The sequence below is a fragment of the Methanohalophilus sp. WG1-DM genome, assembly GCF_004104135.1.
Lineage (GTDB): Archaea > Halobacteriota > Methanosarcinia > Methanosarcinales > Methanosarcinaceae > Methanohalophilus > Methanohalophilus euhalobius.
In genome coordinates this window covers 109,206-129,392 of sequence record NZ_RRBA01000001.1, presented here as the reverse complement: position 1 = coordinate 129,392, position 20,187 = coordinate 109,206, and the positions used below count along the sequence as shown (strand labels likewise).

Genomic DNA, 20,187 nt, shown 5'->3' with positions numbered 1-20,187 from the left:
AGTCCTTCTAATATATAAATATCTTCGGACTTTATGTATCATGAATGGAGGTTGCTGATGTATTGATATGTTCGTAGATTCCAAGTATGCAATCCTTTTCGTTCCATTTTATATTCTTAAAAGTTACTCTGCAGGGAATTTCTCTTCCTGTGCTGGAATATAACCTGATATCTTCACTATAAGGCCTGTTTTGGTTTATTGGCTTGTTTACGGAATCCAGGACATGCCTGTATCTCAGCGGATATATATCTGTAATGTCCATCTTTTTAAGCTCATCTGCAGAGTATCGTATCCACTTCTCAAGTATCTTATTTGTATAAAGCAATGCTCCCTTTTTATCGGTTACAGTGATACCTTCTTTTACATTGTCAATCAATATCTGCAAATCACTGATCTCCTTTTGGGCGGATGCTTCTTTGTGCATATTTGATAGGACTTTCCCGATTTGTTTTGCTATCGTTTCGAGATCATGTCTGGATTTATCGGGGATTTCATATTCAGAATGTGAGGACAGATAGAGAGCAGCTATTATCTCGTTGTGGTATCGAATCGGAATTATTGCAGTTCCATGCAAGCCTTCATACCGGAGGTTCTTGCCTGTGGTGATTGCGCTGAGTTCGGAATGATGTTTATACACCGCCTGTCCGCTCATAACAAGGCGTGTATGTACTGAATTCCTTTCATAGTGGGAGGTACTATTCACAAACTGCTCAGACAGCCCGTGATGAGCTACCAGGTTCAGGTCTCCTGTTTTATCGTCAACAAGGTACAGGGCTCCTGAATCAAGGGGTGTGATTTTCAGTGCAAGATCCAGTAGCCTGTTGAAGATCTCGCCATTTGATGTGGCAGAGCTGAGAACACTGTCAAGATCATACTGCAGGTGCATGAAATCATCGGAATGCTTTCTTTCTGTGATGTCTACAATGATACCTTGCAGATACGTTACTGTTCCATTTTCATCATATTTGATAAAAGTCCTTTCATCTATCCACCTGACATCTCCAAATTTCGTCATTATCCTGTATTCCTGATTGAAATCAGTCTGTCCCGCATCGATTCTTTTTGCGAGTTCGTTCTGGACCCTTTTCAGGTCATAAGGGTGTACTATGTCAGCGTAGACCAGTTTACCCGAAAGGAAATCATCCACAGTGTAACCGAACTGTGTTACATTCTCGGAGACGAATTCAACAGGCCAGTCTTCTTCGGCCCACCATATAAATACGACTGCAGGGCTGTTCTTAATGACATCAGAAAGGACTGATTTTATTTCACTTGATTTTTTCAAATCTTCCATATACTGGTATAATTCCTCATCAGCCAGTTTTTGCTGGATTATGTTCCACATACCCTGCATGAGTAATTTTAACTGCCTCACATCTGTAGATGTATAATCCTGTCCCTTATTGGCAACACCCACAATACCTGCAATTCTACCGCCTTCAAAAATGGGGACGCTCAGATTTCTCTGGATTAATTTAGGATCAGTATCTTTATCAGTTAAATATTCATTGTTCATTATGGGAGTGCGATGGTAAAGTGCTTCATCCCAGATACTGTAGCTCTCTGCCGGAGCCTTATCGGAACTCTGTTTGCCGTTTGACCAGGAAATAACCGCATAGTTTGTTTCCGTTTCATCCAGGAATGCCAGAAAGCCAATCTTGCTTTCAGTTAGTGAGACTGCCTGTTCACGCGCATAATCCATTATTTCCTGAATTGAAGAATCAGACATGGCATATAGTTTTAAAAGAGCTTCATGACGTTTTTCTTCAAGATAGAGAGCATTTTCCACATTCTTTCTTTCTGTTATATCAACAATTATACCCTGCAGATATGTCACATCACCTGTATCATTTTGCTGGATTTTTGTGCGTTCATCCACCCAGCGTACATTTCCATCTTTTGTCAGGATACGATATTCTTTGGTGAACTCTCTGTTACCCTCTGCGACACATCGGGCCATCCCCTGGCGCACTTTCTCTATATCATCAGGGTGAACGATATCACCGTACACCAGTTTGTCTGATGTGAATTCTTCAACTTCATATCCGAATTGTGTAATGTTTTCCGAGACAAATTCCACGGGCCAATCATCTTCTGCTCTCCACAGGAAAACAATTACAGGGCTTGCATTGATTACTGTCTCGAGGGCTTTTTTCATCTCCAGGGCACCATCAATGATCTTTTTTTCTTCCATCTTCCTGGAAGTAATATCCATGATAATTCCTTCATAGTAGGTGTTATCCGGATTATGATGAATCATGGTACGTTCTTCGACCCAGCGTACATCTTTTTTCCCGGTGAGGACACGATAGGTAAGATTAAATTTTTCATCTCCGCTTTCCAGATGTTTTTCCACCTCTTCAGTTACCATTTCAAGGTCGTCCGGATGGATTATGTCACTATACCTTAAGGTGCCCGAAATAAAATCATTGGGAGTATAGCCAAAAAGAGAAATATTTTTCGAGACGAACTCCACAGGCCACCTGTCCTCTTCCTTCCATACAAAAACAATAACAGGGCTTGCATTGACAATATCTTCAAGTACGCTTTTCATGGTTGGTGTGTCAATACCTGCAGAAAAAGAACTGTCACTTTTCGGGGATGGATGGTTGGGAGTTGCGATGGTATCACTTCTGCTGATTGATCTTACTTATTTAAATTGGTATCTGAACACTTATATAATATACTGTATCGAATCAGCGTTGCAATTGCTGTTTCCATATTTTTTCTCTTTCAATTCTGTTTTGTCTGTTGGCGCCACTGGATGAAGGCAATACTGCTGTATCGTATCCCTTTTCCTGTAATAAATATTCGTATTTCCCGGCTCTTGTTTTTCCATTGAAAAGGATTTTACGTATGTTAGGTGCTATCACTTCAAGCAGGGAAAAATCATTGATAACCTCATACCTGATTTCAGAATCACCACTTCCCTTTCTTTCTGCTTGCCTGAAAACATCCCAGAGGCCTATTTTATGTTCTTTTAGAATTCTTAATTTTTCTGGATATTCCTTATTGTCAAGTTCCTCTCCGATAGCATCACCTGTGAGCTTCCAGAAATCATTTCCTTTATTGGCATAATATTTTTGTTGTCTGAGGGATTCTTCTCCTGGCAGGGATCCCATAATTAAGATTTCGGTGTCCTGATGAATTATCGGCTCAAGTCCTTTTTTTGCCATCTACAAATTTGATGTGCCTTATATTACAAAAGATATATGATACAGAGAAGGCTTATTCTATTGCCATGAGTTTTCTGAAAAAATGGTACGATAAAGTTTCCCGGAAAAAACAATTCACGACTCTCTATAGACGCGGTGAGGAAATCTATGGGAATGGATATGTACTTTTTGAAATGGGCAATTATGAAGAGGCGTTGGAAAAATACAATGAGGCGGCCGCTATATGGGGTGAACTGGAAAATAAATTAAGTGAGCTTGAAGATGATATGGAAGATGACCTGAACACTTTGAGAAAAAAATGCCAGAATGTTCTTTATAGCCGTTGTTTTGTCCTTTACAGGATGGGAAGGCATGAAGAGGCTCTTGAAGTAATTGATAGTTTTCTTGAAGAAGATCCGCAAGATGCCGGTAAATGGTTTGGACATGGATTTGTAATGCAATCGATAGGACAGCATCAAAAAGCGATTGAATCCTTTTCGAAATGTCTGGACCTGGATCCTGCTTTCTCAGACGCCTGGTATTGTAAAGCCACTCTTCTTTATCAGAATGATGAATTTACAGAAGCTCTCAAATGCTATGATAGAGCGGCACAACATTCAGATGTTAAGGATTTTGCATTTCCACAATATTCATTTTTGAACATAAATCCCAAACCCAAACTTAAAAAAGATGCTGCAGGTATTTTATATGGGAAAGGTAATACTTTGTTCAAATTGGAACGATTTGAAGAGGCTATAGAAGCATTTACAGAAGCCATTGATATAGAGCCAGAATCTCCCCAAATATGGCAGGGTCTTGCAAATACTTACCTGAAAATTGGAAACAATGATAGGGCCGACAAGGCCTTTGCAAAGTTATTGGAACTTGATCCTGAAAACTCTCAGGCAAAAGATCACATAAAACCTGCCAGTCCTGCTGAAGATAAAGAGTAAGGATCTTCAGTACATATACTTGTCTTCTTTTTCTTCCCATTCGGACAGCAATTGTTGGCATATTTTGCTGTCCAGCTTTTCCACATTCATTTCTGTATCAGTACCTTTACAGAGAGCCCTGTATATCTGTCCGTCGTCAAATCCGATTTTTTCTACCTCGGCTGTTGTTGTCCCATAATAAAGCGTTTTGATGCGTGCCCAGTACAGAGCTGACATACACATAGGGCATGGATAAGAGGTGGTATATATTTCGCAGCCAGACAGGTCAAATGTTTCCAGATTTGATGAGGCTATCCTGATTGCCATTATTTCAGCATGAGCCGTCGGATCATTAAAATCAAGTACTCTGTTATGTGCTCTGGAGATTACAGTTTTATCTTTTACAATTACAGCTCCAAAGGGCCCTCCCAGATTGTGTTTCATGCCCATTCGGGCTTGCTCAATGGCAATTTCCATGAAATTATTCAGTGTCTTTGCCCCCGGATACATGTTTCTTAATTTCATCAATTTCATATAAGAGAATGTCAGCGGCATCTTTTTCCCTCTGTCCTCCACATTTGTAGGTAGTTTCCATGCACTGGTCAATCAAGTCGAGAAACTTATTATCTCCTGTTAATTCATAACGAGTAGCATGCACTGCTGCCTCAATAACTGCTGTAAGGCCCCGGTTGATGGCCTTTGGTCTATAATCATTGGCTACCGCATCCATTGGGATGATTTCTGCTGTCATGGCCTGTTCTGTATGTTTTATTTCACCGCATATGAAAATAACACTGCTGGCTGAATTTTTTAGCAGTGGTATTTTTGTTGAATTCAGGGGATAGTATTTGAAATCCTCATTTTTGAGATTCGAAAAAGTCGATTTTACAAAAAGTAAAGGGTCACAGGTCACATTGGCGGCAAAATTTTTATCCTGTTTCACATTTTCATAAGTTGTAGAACCTTTATAAAGTCTTATGAAAATCCTGTTATCTTTGCGAATCAGACCAATTGGAGCAGCGTTGGGATTTTCTATTCCGGATGTCAATATGATCTCGGAAATTCCATCGCATATACCGTATTTGTCAAGTTCTGAGATTTCCATCAAAACCGCATGCCTCCCATGATTGAAAGGAAAAGCCCGCCTATAACTATATCTGCAGTTGAACCGGGATTTATTTTCTTTTTGAGTAACTCTTCATCAAGTTCAATTATTGAAGGAAGGGTTGCTTCATACCCGGATGCTTCTATCTGTGTGACAATAGCGGTTGCCTTTTCTGAAACCTCGACTGCAGTTTCCCGGTTGAACTTGGTTTGTATGAATGTATCGGGATTTTTCGACAATAACTTGAGGAAAGTGTAAACAATGGAGCAATTTATGTCTGTACAAATCCCTTTTTCTTCCATAAAGTCAGTGATCTGTTCGCTGCACCGGCAGCACAGTTCAAAACCATGGGTCCACTCTTTAGCTATCATGTCGTAGTTTTCGGATATTTCCATCAATTCGAAAAGGCTGGTTTGATTTTTCCTTAAGATTGTGATGGAATCCGAATCGTTGAGATCAAGATCTTCTACATCCTGTACGCAGACATGTGCTTTTCCAAAAGCCTGATAGAAATTAATCGAGTCCTCTACATCTGTATGTTTAACTATCCAGTGAGCCCTCTCAACCATTTTTTTCATATCAAACGTTTCATTTTCCTGACTCAGCTGACCTGCAGCTTTTGCCAGGGGAAGAAGGAGTAAGAACGCACCAAAATGTGTGTTTCCTCCTTTTTGCCATTTATTGCTTTCAAGCACGGCTTCTTTGAGCAATTGCCCTATCTTTTCTTTTCCAGAAGCAGCCCTTTCAATTACTGGATAAACACCGGTTGCAGATGCGAGGAAATGTTCATAACAGGTATCGACATAATCATGCGTCCTGTCAATATTTCCGGGTTTTGGTGATGCCGATACCTCCAATATCATTGCAAGTTGGGCACTGCGGGCAACTTCGGAGGGCTGTATCTTGTAACAGGAATTCATATCCCCACCGTTTATTTTTCTTTGGCGTGGTCGAGGATGTAGTCAGCCATTTGTTTTTTGAGTTTCATGTACTCCTGTGGGGGGAGGTCTATAAGGTCCAGCACACCATCTCTCATGAAACACGGTTTTGTGATCTTACAACACCATGCAAGACTACCAAAGCAGGTACTGTCACCGTATTCAAGGGGGGTACCTTTTACAAATTCCATTTTCAGGTTTGCAAATTCCCGGGGACTGAATCCCAGTTGTTTGGCCTTATTATGTACAGCACAGGGTTTTACCGGGAGGCAACAGAAAGTCAGTCCTCGCAGATCGCCCTGTCCTCTGCAAATATGTTTTGGAGCATTATACCAGCCGGTACTTTCCTGAAATTCAGAAACAGCATCTACAAGGGAATCTATAATTTCCGGAGAGTCCATTGCCTGTCTTCCCACAGATACCATATCTGCACCTCTGGAAAACATCTCCTTTGCATCATCAAAGCTCTGTATCGAATTATTGCCTATCAGGAAAATACGTGTTGCATCCCGGATGCGGCGGATAGTGTCAAGATCGGCACCTGCACCTTCTTTCATGGCATCGACATGGATTATATCAGCACCTGCACTTTCAATTGCCTTTGCAAGTTGTATGTCATCAACAACATTTGCCCTAATCTTGACTGAAAGCACGACACCAGTTTCTTTTATCCGCCTTATCCATTCTGTAAGACGTGGGAGGTCTTCCATCAGGGCCTCTCCAACTCCTATTTCTTTCATCTCAGGTTGGCGGCAGTGTGCGTCCAGTTCCATTAATGCACCAGCATCCCTGATGATTTCTGCCACATCAAGTAAGGGTTTAAGTTCACTGCTGCGCAGGTTTATTCCCGCTGTCCCATTGAAATCAACGGCATTTAGCTCTTTTGTGATATATTCGATTGGCTCCTGTGATACAAATTCTTTTCTTCCCCTTTCTATGAGTTCACATGCTGCAGCATTGGTTTTCTCATCAAGGTTGTATCCGCCCATTATCACAAGTGCGGCACTTTTGCCATAATTGTTTATGAATGAACTGTCTGTAATACCCGCCATTGGAGCGATGGCGACTGGATTTTTTAAGTGGATATATCCTATATTTAGATCAAAAAGTTCTTGGGTCACGTTGAAAGCCTCTATTTCTCGTTATTCAGGGGATCAATAGAAGAGACTTCAGCATATTAATTTTACGAATTGAAAAATAGGATGAACAATAAAAAATAAAGGATCAATCAGTTCAGATCGACCCTTTTAGCAGTTGCAATGTATACAATACTTTCACATATATTGCATGTATGGTCTGCAATACGTTCCAGATACCTGAGAACAAACATCATTTCCACTGCATTTTCAATAACAGTTGAGTTGTCGATCATCATCTGGACCAGATCCTGCCAGCCTGCGTAGACATTCCTGTCGACGATGTCATCTTTTGTAGTGATACCTTTTGCCAGCTCAGTATCCAGTTCTGAATAGGCTTTAATGGATTGTTCTATCATTTCTTCACATGTGGCTATAATAGGTTTACATTCAGAAATTGAAAGAGCCTTCTCAGTATCCATCTTTTTTATTCTTTTGGCCACATCCACTGCCAGATCGCCCATTCTTTCCAGATCGATTGATATTCGATAAGAAGCCGTTATAAGTCGCAGGTCACTGGCAATTGGCTGCTGTAATGCCAGTAATCTTGTGATTCGGGTTTCAACTTTCTCTTCAAAATCATTTACTGTCTGATCCATTTCAATGATTTCCTGAGCAAGTTCTTTATCAATATTTGCAAGTGCCTTTATAGATTTCCTGAACATTTCCTGGGACACGGCACTCATATCAGAGATGTTTTCTTTTAGTTCATCAAGTTCAGCATGGTATTTCTCACGAACCATTTAATCACCCGAATCTTCCCGTGATGTAGTCTTCAGTACGTTTTTCCTTGGGATTTTCGAATATCTGGTTTGTTTCTCCAAACTCGATTATTTTTCCCATAAGGAAAAATGCGGTGTAGTCAGAAATTCTGGCCGCTTGCTGCATATTGTGGGTAACAATTACAATTGTGTAATCCTTTTTTAATTCAAGAATCAGGTCTTCTATCTTATTTGTAGATATGGGATCAAGGGCACTGCATGGCTCATCAAAAAGTATGATTTCCGGTTCTACGGCCATGGTCCTTGCAATGCAGAGTCTCTGCTGCTGTCCTCCACTGAGGTCCAGGGCCGATGAATCCAGCCTGTCAGATACCTCTTCGTAAAGAGCTGAATCCTGCAGGGTTTTATCTACAATCCCTTTTATGTCCTTTTTGGGAACTTTGTGGATTTTTGGGCCATAGGCGATATTATCGAAAACTGACATGGGGAATGGGTTTGGTTTCTGGAAAACCATGCCCACCTTCTTTCTGAGTTCAACTACATCCACATCTTCATCGTAGATGTTTTTATTATCTATTTTGACTTTGCCTTCGATATGACATACTTTAATAAGATCATTCATCCTGTTTATACAGCGTAAAAATGTGGATTTTCCACATCCTGAAGGACCTATAAGAGCAGTTACACTTTTGCTGGGGATTTTTATATTTATGTCCTGAAGGGCTTGATTGGAGCCATACCATAGGTTGAGATCCTCGACCTCGATGTCTGCGAAATCATTAATTCCACTCATATCTTATCCTCAAAAAATTATCTGTTAAGCTTATTCCTGTAATGTTTTCTGATAATAATTGCAATACTGTTTATGAGCAGTACCAATATCAGTAACACAAGAGCAGTTCCGTACTGTATGGGCCTGGTTTCCATGGGGTTGAGACCGGAGGTAGCCAGTATGAACAAATGATAGGGCAAAGCCATGAATTGTGAAAATACAGACTCCGGCAGACGTGGTAAAAAGAAAGCTGCACCTGTGAACATTATAGGGGCGGTTTCACCTGCAACCCTTCCAATACTCAGGATAATTCCGGTTACTATTCCGGGTAATGCTTCTGGTAATACTATACTACTTATGGTCTTCCATTTTGTTACACCAAGGGCAAGAGAAGCTTCCCTGTGTTCCTGAGGAACGGTTATCAAGGCTTCTTTGCTTGCTCTGATTACAACTGGCAATATCAAGAGGGAAAGGGTAAGGGATGCCGAGATAATTGACGGTTTAAATGCTAAATATTTAACAAACAATGCCAATCCGAACAATCCGAACACTACGGAAGGGGTTCCGGCAAGATTGTTGATTGCCATTTCAATGATCCAGGTTGAACGGCTTTCCTTTGCATATTCATTTAGGTAGATAGCTGAAAGAACGCCAAGGGGGATTGCTACAGCCATGGATATGCCAACAAGATATGCTGTCCCCATCAAAGCGGGATAGATGCCACCTTCAGTCATCCGGTTTCTGGGCATCTCAGTCAGGAACTCCCAGCTCATTATGCTGTATCCCTGTATTACAATGTAGAGTATAAGAATTGCTACAAATGCAACAACAATCCATATACATGCTCTGAGGAAACAAAATGCTAATTTTTCAGTCGTTCTTGGATCCAATCAGAGCCCCTCCTTGAGTTTATATTTTCTCTTTATCCTATCTGCAACCATATTTATTATGAAAGTCGTAATAAACAATACTGAACCAACTGCAAACAATGCATGGAAATGCGGGCTGCCTTTGGGTACTTCTCCCATTTCAAGTGCAATAGTTGCTGTCATTGTCCTGACAGGATCAAGAAATCCTTCGGGGAATCCAGGTATTATGGCCATGTTACCTGTTACCATCAATACTGTCATTGTTTCACCGATTGCTCTGCCTACTCCCAATATCACTGCGGCGGATATTCCGGAAAGGGCAGCCGGCAATGTTACTTTATAAATTGTCTGCCATTGTGTACTCCCCAGAGCTAATGAACCTTCTTTAAGTGCCAGTGGTACCGCATTAATAGCGTCTTCGGAAATTGAAATTATTGTGGGTAGTGCCATCATTGCAAGCATTATAGAACCCGTAAGGGCTGTTTGGCCTGTGGGTATATCAAAAATATCTTTTATAAGAGGAACCAGGACTACCAGACCAAAGAAACCGTATACAACGGAAGGTATGCCTGCAAGGATTTCAATGAATGGTTTCAGTAAGTCAGCGATTTTTGGGCTTGCCAACTCTGAAATATATATTGCTGCAGCAAGGCCCAGGGGTACAGCTATGGTTATTGCGCCTGCTGTGACCAGAAATGAGCCGAATAAAAGGGGGAGTATTCCAAAACGAGGCGGTGTTGAAGCGGTGTACCATGAACTACCGGTTATGAAACCAGTAAAAGAACTTGTTTCGAATAATAGGTATCCATCTCTAAAAAGAAAAATACAAATGAAGAGAAGGACAACGACAGTCGTTGCCGCTGCTAAGAACAGGCCTATCTCAATGCCCTTCTCTTTAAGTCTTCTGTGAAACATCGCTCACCTCTAAGGGTTCATGCTTCAAATCATTTACTCAACAGTTTCTACTGGGAAGTATCCTACTTCGTAGACGATCTCTGTACCTTCCTCACTCAGGATAAATTCTGTGAAGTCTGCAGCAAGGCCGGTAGGCTGTCCGTCTGTGTAGAAGTGAAGGGGTCTGGCAAGTGGATAGTCGCCTGCAAGGATATTTTCGGAAGTTGGCGCAACCATCCCGTCTCCCTTGTCGACATCGACACCTTTTACGTTTTCATTGAGGTAAGCAAAACCGATGTAACCGATTGCTGCATCGTTCTGTGAAACTGCCTGTACCACAGCACCATTTGAGCTCTGTGCGATTGCGTCTTCACGGAATTCGTTGTCTTCACCGAGTACTTCTTCCTGGAAGTAGCCGTATGTACCGGAGCTGCTGTCACGGTTAATTACTACAATTTCCTTGTCAGGGCCACCTACATCTGCCCAGTTGCTGATGGAACCGTCATAGATTCCCTTAATCTGGTCGTAGGTAAGCTGGTCTACGGGGTTTTCCGGGTTTACAACTACTGTAAGTCCGTCCCATGCAATTACGTGTTCTACAGGATCAATTCCGTTTGCTTCTGCTTCTTCGGTTTCTGAATCCTTCATCTTCCTAGAAGCCATTGCGATGTCAACGTCGCCATCTATCAGGGCTGCAATACCTGTACCCGAGCCGCCACCACTGATACTGATGGAAGCCTCAGGGTGTTTTTCCATGTAGGTTTCAGCTGCTGCCTGTGCGAGGGGGAGTACAGTTGTTGAACCTTTTACATTGATTTCTTCAGCACCGGTTGAATCTTTATCACCAGAACTTTCGGTTGGTTCTTCGTCATTGCTGACACAGCCGGCGGTAAATAACGCCAGTACCATTATTAAAGTAAGTGCTATTGAAAGTATTTTTGACCTTTCTACCATAGTTACATTATCCTTTTCCATTTGAAGGCTTAAGCCTCGGAAAAAGTAATGGATACCGTACTTATAGTCTTTATCGCAATATTCTATGCTACACTATATTTAAACATATAGTCTATATAGATATATTGTGTATGTAATTTCAGGATACTTAAAAATAGAGGGCTAAGAGCAGGCCTTTTTAGGCGGGGAAGTACCCCACATCATTTATAATTATTGTACCTTCTTCGCTCAGGATAAATCCTATGAAGTCTGCAGCAAGGCCGGTAGGCTGTCCGTCTGTGTAGAAGTGCAGGGGTCTGGCAAGTGGATATTTGCCTGAAAGGATATTTTCGGAAGTAGGCTCAACCATTCCATTCCCTGAATCTATATCTACAGCCTTCACACTATCATCCAGATATGCAAATCCTATGTATCCAATTGCTGCATCTTCCTGGGTGACTGCCTGGACAATGGCTCCGTTTGAATCCCGGGATACTAAATCCGGGCGGAATTTAACATCTCCTAATATTTCGTCCTTGAAATAGCCATATGTTCCGGAACTGGGGTCACGGTTCTGTATTATTATTTTCTGGTCTTCTCCACCTACCTCTGCCCAGTTGCTTATGGACCCATCGTAGATCCCTTTTATTTGCTCATAGGTCAGCTGATCTACAGGGTTTTCCGGGTTTACAACTACTGTGAGTCCGTCCCATGCAATTACGTGTTCAACAGGGTCAATTCCGTTTGCTTCTGCTGCTTTTTTTTCGGAATATTTCATTTTCCTGGATGCCATTGCAATATCGACTTCACCCTCGATCAGGGCTTTTATGCCCGTGGTTGATCCCCCACTAATAACATTTATTGACTTCTCAGGATGATTTTCCATATATATTTCAGCAGCTGCCTGTGCAAGAGGGAAGACAGTTGTGGATCCTTCTATGTTGATCTTTTCGACTTTAGTATGTTCTGTTACTGTTTCATTTGTCTTCTCGTCTTGTGTGTTATCATTTTCATTAAGACATCCTGCAGCAAACAATGCCAACAATAAGATAAGTATAATTATTAATGGCTTGTGTGATTTTATCATATTAACCCTCTAATGTAAGTAAAGTTTCTTTTTAAAATAAGTGAACTAGCCATTTATAAATATTTGTTAATATATTCTATATATGTATATATATTCCATGCTGTGAGCATATTGACTTACTCTTCACGTATAAAATCTAAAAAAGTAATTGAACATTTAGTATTGTTCAATCTCTTTTGGTACTATATGATTGCAAGTGTTGCAAAAGTATATGGCCATATTTCCCAGGCGCCTGTTCTCAAGATATGAGCTGCAAAAATAACATCGTATATTGCCTGGCACAACATTAGCCATTGTTTTTGCACTCATTTTCCTTCGATTCCACCTATGAGGAATCTGTAAAGGTCCATTTCTTCATTGTCAAGGTTTCCGTTGATTCTTCCCCTATATATTGTATGAGAAATGTTCGGTTTACCTTTTTGGGATATAAGTTCCCTTTCATTTTTCTCAATGCATTTCATATTGTCTATCACTTCCTCCACTAAAATAAGTAATGATTTCCATTAATATATACTTTATCCCAAATATCTATATATAAAATTTAAATCATTATTTCCATCCGGTCGGAAGATGTAAAATGGGAAAAATAATATGCATACCTACCTATAACTAGTCGAAGGGAAGAGTATGAATGATATATTAATTAAGAACACTAAAGTTTTTTATAAGAATCAGTTGCAACCCGGCGAAGTGCTTATAAATGAAGGTAAAATAAAAAAAATTGCCAAAAATCTGAAGGACGAGGATGCGGACAGACATATTGATGCACACGGGGGACTTACTATTCCAGCAGGCATCGATGTACATGTGCATTTCCGGGAGCCCGGTATGACTCACAAAGAAGATTGGTATTCAGGAAGCTGTGCGGCTGCTGCAGGTGGTATTGGGGCAGTTGTGGAACACCCCAACACATTGCCGCCGGTTATTGACAGAAAATCTTTCAGGGAAAAGCTCAAACTGGCAAATCGTAAATCCATCATTGATTTTGGAATTAATGGTGGTGTAGGAAAGAACATTGAAAAGCTGGAAAGTCTCTGGGGGCTGGGTATTACGGCTTTTGGGGAGATTTTCATGGCAGAATCAACTGCCGGTCTGGGATTGGATTCAGATTTGCTAAAAGAGGCTCTTGAAACAATCCAGCAACTTGGAGCATTGGCCTGTATCCATGCTGAGGATGAAAATATCAAATGCGATAATGAAATCTTACTCAAGAAAGACTTCACTCCCCTATCCCATTCCCGGATTCGCTCCAATCAATGTGAGGCAATGGCAGTTAAGAAAGCGCTCGAGTTATCTGGTTTAACCTCCGTAAATACTCATTTTTGCCACATCAGTACCCTGGAAGCTTTTGGTCAGCTAAAAAGGGAAAAATACATTCTTGAAAAAGAAAAAGCTTCGCGTCATTTAAGCTTTGAGGTAGCTCCCCATCACCTTTTCCTTTCAGACCGTGATTGGGATAGGCTTGGTACTTTCGGCAAAATGAATCCTCCCCTTAGGAACCGACAAAGTGTGAAAGCGCTTGTTAATGGAATAAATGATAGTACTGTGGATGTTGTATCTTCGGATCATGCTCCTCATAGGATGTCGGAGAAGGAGGGAGACATTAAGAGCGCTCCTTCGGGTGTACCGGGAGTGGAAACTCTTATGCCCCTTATGATGGTGGGAGTTAAAAGAAATCTTTTTCCTCTCAAACGTCTCATTGAAGTCACAAGCAGCAATCCGGCAAGAATATTCGGACTTGACAACCACGGAAAAGGTGTTTTTGCTGAAGGCTATGATGCTGATCTAATAGTCATGGATCCAAGAAATGTGAAATCTATTAATTCAGATATGTTGCACAGTAAGGCAGGATGGACTCCGTATGAAGGGATGGAAGGCATATTCCCCGAATATACCATTTCCCGCGGGGAGATTATCTGGGATGGTGATATTGTGGGGAGGCGAGGAAGAGGTAATTTCCTTCCGGGTGCCGGTTCTGTTAAAGACGACGATTGATGTACATACTTTCTTTTTTTATGTCCATGGTGCGCAAAATTATATATGCACTATGGACTATATCCATAGAGCATGGTACGTAACAAATATCCGGTTCATACGACGCTCAGTTCGGATGCCATTAAAGTTCTTGATAGGTATGAAAAAGAACTTGGTGCTAAAAACCTTGTACTCGAAAAAGCTTTACTCTCGCTTGACAAGGGGCGCTTCAGGTCAAAAATGGATGCCGGTAATTTGCAATGTTCAATAAAACGGATAAGTACCGGTATTGTTGGGCTGGATGATATGCTGGAAGGAGGTATACCGGAAGGCTTCTCAGTGATTATTACAGGTCCTCCTGGAACGGGAAAGACCACTCTTTGCATGCAATATCTTATGGAGGGTGTAACCAAAGGAGAGAAATGTGTCCTTTTTTCCTTTGAAGAACGTCTTCCCCAGCTGGTGCAACAATTTATGAGATTTGGCTGGGATGTTGCAAAATACATCGATGATGGCTATCTGGAAGTTTTTGGGATGTCGATGCTGACCTTTGAAGAGATCACAGAGATTATTGAGACGTATAAGCCCTGCAGGATAGTGTTTGATTCCCTTAATGTTTTTAGCAATCCTGAAAATTTCCGCAATTCCGGAGGCTGGCGTTCGTTACACAGGACGATTAAAAATAGGGGTATAACTTCATTTTTAATAACTGAAAAAAAGCATGGTATTGATACCAAAGATTTTGATGAATATGATTTTCTGGGTGATGGTATCATATTTCTTGATTCCATGCAATTAAATGATATTGATACCACCTTAACTCCTGTTATGGCCATACAAAAAATGAGGGCTACAAAAATAGATCCCACGCCTCAATCATTCAGGTTCGGTGAGAAAGGGATTGAAAAATATCGTTCCATCCAAACATCAAAAGTTCTGCAAAATAAAATTGGAAATCAAGGTAATAGTAGTCCTTATTCAAGGAATGAACCCGGATATTAATGCTGCCAGTAAGGTGGTTACATATATTGCCTGAAAGCAGGCTGCTCCGCCTATATCGATATAAGCGCTTCCCTTTTCCTCTCTTTTCAAGGCCATCAAGGATGCCACAGAACCTGCTATGATTCCGCCTGTCCCGGCGATGAATATGATAGTAGCTGCATTCTGAGGGGCCAATATTAATGCCAGTGGAATTGTAAATATCCCTACGTATGCGGGTATTACTATCCCTACTCCATCAACAAAATCCGCCAGTAATGCAACGACAACCAGTACTATGAGCATTATCTCCAACGCAACAAAATCCATTTCACTGGCAAGTAGATACAGAATTGTTAATATAGGAATTATAAATCCACCTACATTAAGTGTGATTTTTGTGTCATAGATCAGTTTTGTGCCTGTTGCAAGTTCTTTTACCACGGGTACACCGTACGTTTCCTCCAGAAGGAGGGCGTCCCTATGCATATGCTGGTTTTTGCGAGTTCTGATTTTGGTTAGCGGTATTTCTATATTTGACGCAATTGGCATCAGGAATAAGATTAAAAAGAGAGGGTATGATGAAATTGGTCCAAGAGTTAGCTGTTGCTTGTAACACAACATGGCTATGGGTAGCAAGGCCAGTGTGTATATTATATAGTCTCTCAAACCTTTTCTGTTGACGTAGGCACGCATACTTACTATTAAAATATAATATTATTTTATATATAATTTATCGGGAATCAGAGGTCTTCAATGATTCCCTGGTATTTTGAAGGGTTTCCATCTTCATCACGAATTATAAGGGTCCTTTCAGCAACTTTACGTATCTGGCCTTCTTTTGTGCATATCCGATATTCCTGATAGAAATCATTGTATCCTTCCCGGCATCTCCTGCTCAGTTCGTCCTCTACTCTCTTTAGATCGTCTTTGTGGATAATGTCCCCGTAATTAAGATTACCTGACAGGAATTCTTCGGTCGTGTAGCCATACTTTTCAATTTCATCTGAGACGTATTCTACAGGCCACCCCTTTTCTACTTTCCAGACAAATGCTACAACAGGACTTTTTGTAGATATCATATCCACACTCATCTCTTCAGAATCCATCTGGCCAGTGATATCCATTACAAAACCCTGGAAATGGCATGGTTCATCCTCGATGTCTCTTTCCACAAGGGTCTTTTCCAGAACCCATCTTTCCTCATCATCAGCAGTTAGTATCCTGTATCGATGGGTGTATTCTTTAATGCCTTTCTTACAGATGCGGTGTATGTTTTCTCTGACTTCATCGATATCGTGTGGATGGATTATTTGTGCATAGGTCTTTCCTCCCGATATAAAATCATCGGCATTGTACCCAAATTGTTGTATGTTATCGGATACAAATTCAACCGGCCAGTCCTTTTCTGCATTCCATAGGAAAACTATTATGGGATTTTCATACTCTTGATTTTTGTCCTGCATAGGAATAATTACCCCCATTATTTCTTTTACATTTCCTCTTTAATTTATCTTCTTTAAGTACCTGTCGAATATTGTTTATTAATTCTTAAGTACAAAGTATTTCCGGTGACCCAATAGGTTAAAAATGATGGAATTATATTGGAACGCTATGGCAGAAAATAATAATAATAATAATAATAATAATAATAATAATATTAATCATGAAACAAAGGCTCTTGGAAGGTTGAAGATTGAAGTCCAGTCCCAGGAGGAAACCGGTGGTCAGGTGCTGATATGGGCACCTGCTGAAACAAATCAATATCATGCAATTGTAAAAAGTGATGATGAGTACTGGGATTGTATCTTTGCACGCCTCTATTCCAGTGTGGAGGAGGCGAATAAGGCATATGATAATTTTTCTTCTGAAGAGCAAATAGACTCTATGATGTCCAGATGTGGGTTTGGAAAATCTGCCTGCCAGATGATTTAAAGTGATCCAAATGTATCGGGGTAAAAAAAGTGCTAAGTATGCAGGATATGTTCTTTTTGTAATCCTGTTTGTAATAATGGCTTTTGAATGGATATTGGACTTGGGCTATGAGTCTCTTGTATTAATACCTGCAGCTTTTCTTTTTGGAATGATCGGCTATTGGCTTGGAGGAGTTACATATTCGGTCCTGCAGGAAAAATAAGTAAGGGGATTAAAATACTCCCAGCCATCTTCCAAGCACAATAATATATAGAATCAATATTACAAGGCCGGCTCCAAATTTAGCGTTTTCATGTGGTGTTGGTCCTTCTTTTATCACATAGTCTTCAGGTTCCATATTTATCAACCCTTTAAAGAGTTCGATTTCGTTTCATATTTTTTTTGTTAGGGCAGTTCCGGCTGGTCCAATTCTACATCAAGAACCGGCAGGTCTACAGGATACCCTTTCCTGTTATAGCATTGCCAGCTGTTCTCATCGAAAGGCTCGGCAACAATTATATGCCAGTCCCCGGTCTTACCAAACATTATAAGGTCGGCATTTGAGGGCCGATAACTGGGTCCCGGATGGCTGTGCACCGAACCTACGGATTGTACATTTGGCATCATGAATAATTTGATTACTGCATTCATTTCACTGCTCTCTGTTCCAGGCAGAATCATCACATTGCTTATTATGCCTTTTTCTGTTTCCAGTAAACCCACAAATTCCCGGGGATATGTTGATTCACTACTTTTCAATATAAATTTCAGTGTTTCCCGGGCAATCCCCTCTACTTTCATGTATTAGATATAGTTGTGGTAAGTATATCTTTTTTGTCATTACAGGACAAGAATATACAGTATACCGGATATGAGGGCACCTATGGCAGTTGCTACAAAATTGACTCCACTATTGGACAGGTAACCATTTTTCTGGAATGTAGCACCAAGTAAACTATCGATATTTGTACCTCCCCATCCGCCTGCACATGTAATAAGTATGGCAGGAATTATCTGCTCCACAAACCCAAAGGCTGCTCCGAGTATTCCTATTGCCAGTGCTCCCCCAAAGGCTGCAAGTTCTCCAAGGGAAGTTACAGCCCCGTCAGTACCGGTTTTTGTAGGTTTTAAGTTTGTTATCATCCTGGGTGACTGGCGTGCAGTTGTTCCGATTTCACTTGCAAGGGTGTCCCCTGCAGCTGTTGCTACGGTTCCCAGAAAAGCATATGTTATTAGATTGCTATGTTGGGGATATATGCCACATGCAATGGCAAGCACAAGGGCAGCAGTACTGTTGCTGAATACATTTTCATAAGTCCTTACTCCTCCCTTTTCCTGTGCGATACCCAGATCGAGCTTATAGTTGTATTTGTATTTGGTGAATACTCCTCCGAGTATGAAAAAGGTAAGTAGCAAAACAAACCAGAGGATGTTACTAAAAACAATTATCAAAACTCCCATAAGTGTAGCACTCAACACTGCGGAAATATCGGCTATATTGGTGCGATATGCCAGATACCCCAAAAAGAGTGCAAAAATGAATGCAATCAATAAATGGAAAGGAGCAACTGTGTAACCAAAGGATGCAAGAATCCACATTGCCATTGCCGAACCCAGGGTCATTGAAAAAAGCCTATCTACGGAGGATGGTATGGATTCAAATAGAGCTGCTGTAATTGCTCCGATTACTGCTATGAAAAATATAAGTTCGTATGATACAGCGGCTGTCCAGTATGCATACCATGAACCTGCTATAAAGGCAGAAGCGGCCCCTGCTATTAATAAAGCAAGGCTTGATGGGAGATTGGTAGTATTTTCTTGTGAGTCCTTTTTGGTGCCCCGGCGCACTATGGCTGCACTTGTGAAGCCAATGGTGGAGATCTGGATTGCTGATATAATTATGTATTTTGGTAGGGAATAGGAATAGTGATTCGCAGTAATACTTATCAAAAGTAGCAAAACTACTGAGACAATAAGATTGGTTATATTCCGATTGCTACTGGTTATGTAGCCATATACACCCGCACCTGCAAAAATCAGGAGTAAGATTTCCCTGCTTAAGAATGGAAATATGAGCATGGAAACTAATGCGATAGTTATTAAATAGAGGGTATAGTTTTTCCCTATATCTTCTCCGGTAAAGCATTTTGGCCAGCCTGTCATGAAAATCAGAGATTTTTTGTTTAATAAAGCACTGATTATTTATAAAAGTCATCTTTTAGTTTAATTTGTTTTTATATATGTATTTGTGCACAAATGGTAAAATTAATTTTTGAAGATTTGAATGAGACGATTCAGATTCCAGGTGTAACCAGAAATCATGCATACCAACTATATATTAGTTCACTATTTTTATAGTTTACATTCCAAAACTATATATTAATGTTCCTGCCTTAGGACCATTAAGGAGTGGTACAATGAACCGATATGACTATCTCTTAAAAAATTGCCCGGTTTGCGGAACAGATCTCAGGGAAAACAATGATTATCAGATATGTGAATGCTGCCATTACTGGACTCAAAAAGGCCAGGCTAGAATAGATTCAATTCTGATATGCTAACATGAAGGTTTACAATGTGCCAAATAGCAAAAAGCAAAATCAATAGGTGCTAACATTGATTATAGACAAATAAGAATGTGGACTGCCAAACCCCTTTGATTAAATCTTTATGTCTTTTTTTATTGTCCTGTGGTGATTTTATATCCAAACAATAATTTTAAATTTTAGTAAGCATTGTATTATATTAATTGATTTAATGGACCGTGGTGATAGGTTT

23 protein-coding genes are annotated in these 20,187 nt (G+C 40.5%); 5 read left to right on the top strand and 18 right to left on the bottom strand.

Annotated features, from left to right (window positions below; genetic code table 11):
* Nucleotides 1-31: 31 nt before the first annotated feature.
* Both CI957_RS00625 and CI957_RS00620 read right to left on the bottom strand, forming a co-directional pair.
* Nucleotides 32-2,554, bottom strand: coding sequence for a PAS domain-containing protein (locus CI957_RS00625; protein WP_128754009.1), 2,523 nt, complete (start codon nt 2,552-2,554; stop codon nt 32-34).
* Between the two features lie 142 nt (nt 2,555-2,696).
* Nucleotides 2,697-3,176, bottom strand: coding sequence for a DNA-deoxyinosine glycosylase (locus CI957_RS00620; protein ID WP_128754008.1), 480 nt, complete (start codon nt 3,174-3,176; stop codon nt 2,697-2,699).
* A 65-nt stretch (nt 3,177-3,241) separates the two neighbouring features.
* Here CI957_RS00620 and CI957_RS00615 point away from each other — a divergent pair, with 65 nt between their 5' ends.
* Complete coding sequence (locus CI957_RS00615) at nt 3,242-4,108, top strand: tetratricopeptide repeat protein (protein ID WP_164908985.1); 867 nt, start codon at nt 3,242-3,244, stop codon at nt 4,106-4,108.
* Between the two features lie 6 nt (nt 4,109-4,114).
* Here CI957_RS00615 and CI957_RS00610 read toward each other — a convergent pair whose 3' ends face one another.
* The 11 genes from CI957_RS00610 to CI957_RS10545 all read right to left on the bottom strand — a co-directional run bounded on the left by CI957_RS00610 (nt 4,115) and on the right by CI957_RS10545 (nt 13,004).
* A complete protein-coding gene (locus tag CI957_RS00610) occupies nt 4,115-4,597 on the bottom strand; it encodes a nucleoside deaminase (protein ID WP_241645734.1) in 483 nt (160 codons plus the stop codon).
* Nucleotides 4,569-5,192 carry a DUF447 domain-containing protein gene (locus tag CI957_RS00605; RefSeq protein ID WP_128754105.1) on the bottom strand — a complete coding sequence of 208 codons (624 nt, stop codon included), beginning with the start codon at nt 5,190-5,192 and terminating at the stop codon, nt 4,569-4,571. Before CI957_RS00605 ends, CI957_RS00610 begins: the two co-directional genes overlap by 29 nt.
* Entirely contained in the window at nt 5,192-6,112 is a 921-nt protein-coding gene (locus CI957_RS00600; RefSeq protein ID WP_128754007.1) for a triphosphoribosyl-dephospho-CoA synthase, read from the bottom strand. Before CI957_RS00600 ends, CI957_RS00605 begins: the two co-directional genes overlap by 1 nt.
* A gap of 11 nt (nt 6,113-6,123) precedes the next feature.
* Complete coding sequence (locus CI957_RS00595) at nt 6,124-7,251, bottom strand: methanogenesis marker 9 domain-containing protein (RefSeq protein ID WP_105460572.1); 1,128 nt, start codon at nt 7,249-7,251, stop codon at nt 6,124-6,126.
* A gap of 107 nt (nt 7,252-7,358) precedes the next feature.
* The gene (gene phoU, locus CI957_RS00590) at nt 7,359-8,009 is read right to left on the bottom strand and encodes a phosphate signaling complex protein PhoU (protein ID WP_096711519.1); all 651 of its coding nucleotides are present in this window, start codon (nt 8,007-8,009) and stop codon (nt 7,359-7,361) included.
* Nucleotides 8,010-8,013: 4 nt separating this feature from the next.
* Nucleotides 8,014-8,781 (bottom strand): phosphate ABC transporter ATP-binding protein PstB, encoded by a 768-nt coding sequence (gene pstB, locus CI957_RS00585; protein ID WP_128754006.1) that lies wholly within the window; start codon nt 8,779-8,781, stop codon nt 8,014-8,016.
* Between the two features lie 17 nt (nt 8,782-8,798).
* Entirely contained in the window at nt 8,799-9,650 is an 852-nt protein-coding gene (gene pstA, locus CI957_RS00580) for a phosphate ABC transporter permease PstA (RefSeq protein WP_128754005.1), read from the bottom strand.
* Nucleotides 9,651-10,544 carry a phosphate ABC transporter permease subunit PstC gene (pstC, locus tag CI957_RS00575; RefSeq protein ID WP_128754004.1) on the bottom strand — a complete coding sequence of 298 codons (894 nt, stop codon included), beginning with the start codon at nt 10,542-10,544 and terminating at the stop codon, nt 9,651-9,653.
* A gap of 33 nt (nt 10,545-10,577) precedes the next feature.
* The gene (locus CI957_RS00570) at nt 10,578-11,477 is read right to left on the bottom strand and encodes a PstS family phosphate ABC transporter substrate-binding protein (protein ID WP_128754104.1); all 900 of its coding nucleotides are present in this window, start codon (nt 11,475-11,477) and stop codon (nt 10,578-10,580) included.
* Nucleotides 11,478-11,655: 178 nt separating this feature from the next.
* Complete coding sequence (locus CI957_RS00565; protein WP_128754003.1) at nt 11,656-12,543, bottom strand: PstS family phosphate ABC transporter substrate-binding protein; 888 nt, start codon at nt 12,541-12,543, stop codon at nt 11,656-11,658.
* Nucleotides 12,544-12,848: 305 nt separating this feature from the next.
* Nucleotides 12,849-13,004, bottom strand: coding sequence for a hypothetical protein (locus CI957_RS10545; protein ID WP_164908984.1), 156 nt, complete (start codon nt 13,002-13,004; stop codon nt 12,849-12,851).
* A gap of 166 nt (nt 13,005-13,170) precedes the next feature.
* Here CI957_RS10545 and CI957_RS00560 point away from each other — a divergent pair, with 166 nt between their 5' ends.
* Both CI957_RS00560 and CI957_RS00555 read left to right on the top strand, forming a co-directional pair.
* Entirely contained in the window at nt 13,171-14,538 is a 1,368-nt protein-coding gene (locus CI957_RS00560; protein WP_128754002.1) for a dihydroorotase, read from the top strand.
* A gap of 72 nt (nt 14,539-14,610) precedes the next feature.
* Nucleotides 14,611-15,519 (top strand): ATPase domain-containing protein, encoded by a 909-nt coding sequence (locus CI957_RS00555; protein WP_096711527.1) that lies wholly within the window; start codon nt 14,611-14,613, stop codon nt 15,517-15,519.
* On the opposite strand, the gene CI957_RS00550 is transcribed toward CI957_RS00555, so the two are convergent.
* Nucleotides 15,496-15,984, bottom strand: coding sequence for a DUF1614 domain-containing protein (locus CI957_RS00550; protein WP_241645792.1), 489 nt, complete (start codon nt 15,982-15,984; stop codon nt 15,496-15,498). The two genes, CI957_RS00555 and CI957_RS00550, sit on opposite strands and share 24 nt — an antisense overlap.
* A gap of 254 nt (nt 15,985-16,238) precedes the next feature.
* Complete coding sequence (locus CI957_RS00545) at nt 16,239-16,961, bottom strand: PAS domain-containing protein (protein WP_164908983.1); 723 nt, start codon at nt 16,959-16,961, stop codon at nt 16,239-16,241.
* A gap of 148 nt (nt 16,962-17,109) precedes the next feature.
* Between CI957_RS00545 and CI957_RS00540 the strand changes: the two genes are divergently transcribed.
* Together CI957_RS00540 and CI957_RS00535 are read left to right on the top strand one after the other, a co-directional pair.
* Nucleotides 17,110-17,430: a hypothetical protein gene (locus tag CI957_RS00540; protein WP_128754000.1), complete on the top strand. Its 321-nt coding sequence runs from the start codon at nt 17,110-17,112 to the stop codon at nt 17,428-17,430.
* A gap of 10 nt (nt 17,431-17,440) precedes the next feature.
* Nucleotides 17,441-17,632, top strand: coding sequence for a hypothetical protein (locus tag CI957_RS00535; RefSeq protein ID WP_128753999.1), 192 nt, complete (start codon nt 17,441-17,443; stop codon nt 17,630-17,632).
* A 9-nt stretch (nt 17,633-17,641) separates the two neighbouring features.
* Here CI957_RS00535 and CI957_RS11015 read toward each other — a convergent pair whose 3' ends face one another.
* Genes CI957_RS11015 through CI957_RS00525 form a run of 3 tightly spaced genes read right to left on the bottom strand, consistent with a single transcriptional unit; the run spans nt 17,642 to nt 19,572 of the window.
* Nucleotides 17,642-17,767 carry a hypothetical protein gene (locus tag CI957_RS11015; RefSeq protein ID WP_277749672.1) on the bottom strand — a complete coding sequence of 42 codons (126 nt, stop codon included), beginning with the start codon at nt 17,765-17,767 and terminating at the stop codon, nt 17,642-17,644.
* A gap of 47 nt (nt 17,768-17,814) precedes the next feature.
* A complete protein-coding gene (locus CI957_RS00530) occupies nt 17,815-18,210 on the bottom strand; it encodes a Mov34/MPN/PAD-1 family protein (protein ID WP_096711532.1) in 396 nt (131 codons plus the stop codon).
* Nucleotides 18,211-18,249: 39 nt separating this feature from the next.
* The gene (locus CI957_RS00525; protein WP_096711533.1) at nt 18,250-19,572 is read right to left on the bottom strand and encodes a TIGR00297 family protein; all 1,323 of its coding nucleotides are present in this window, start codon (nt 19,570-19,572) and stop codon (nt 18,250-18,252) included.
* Nucleotides 19,573-20,187: the final 615 nt, after the last annotated feature.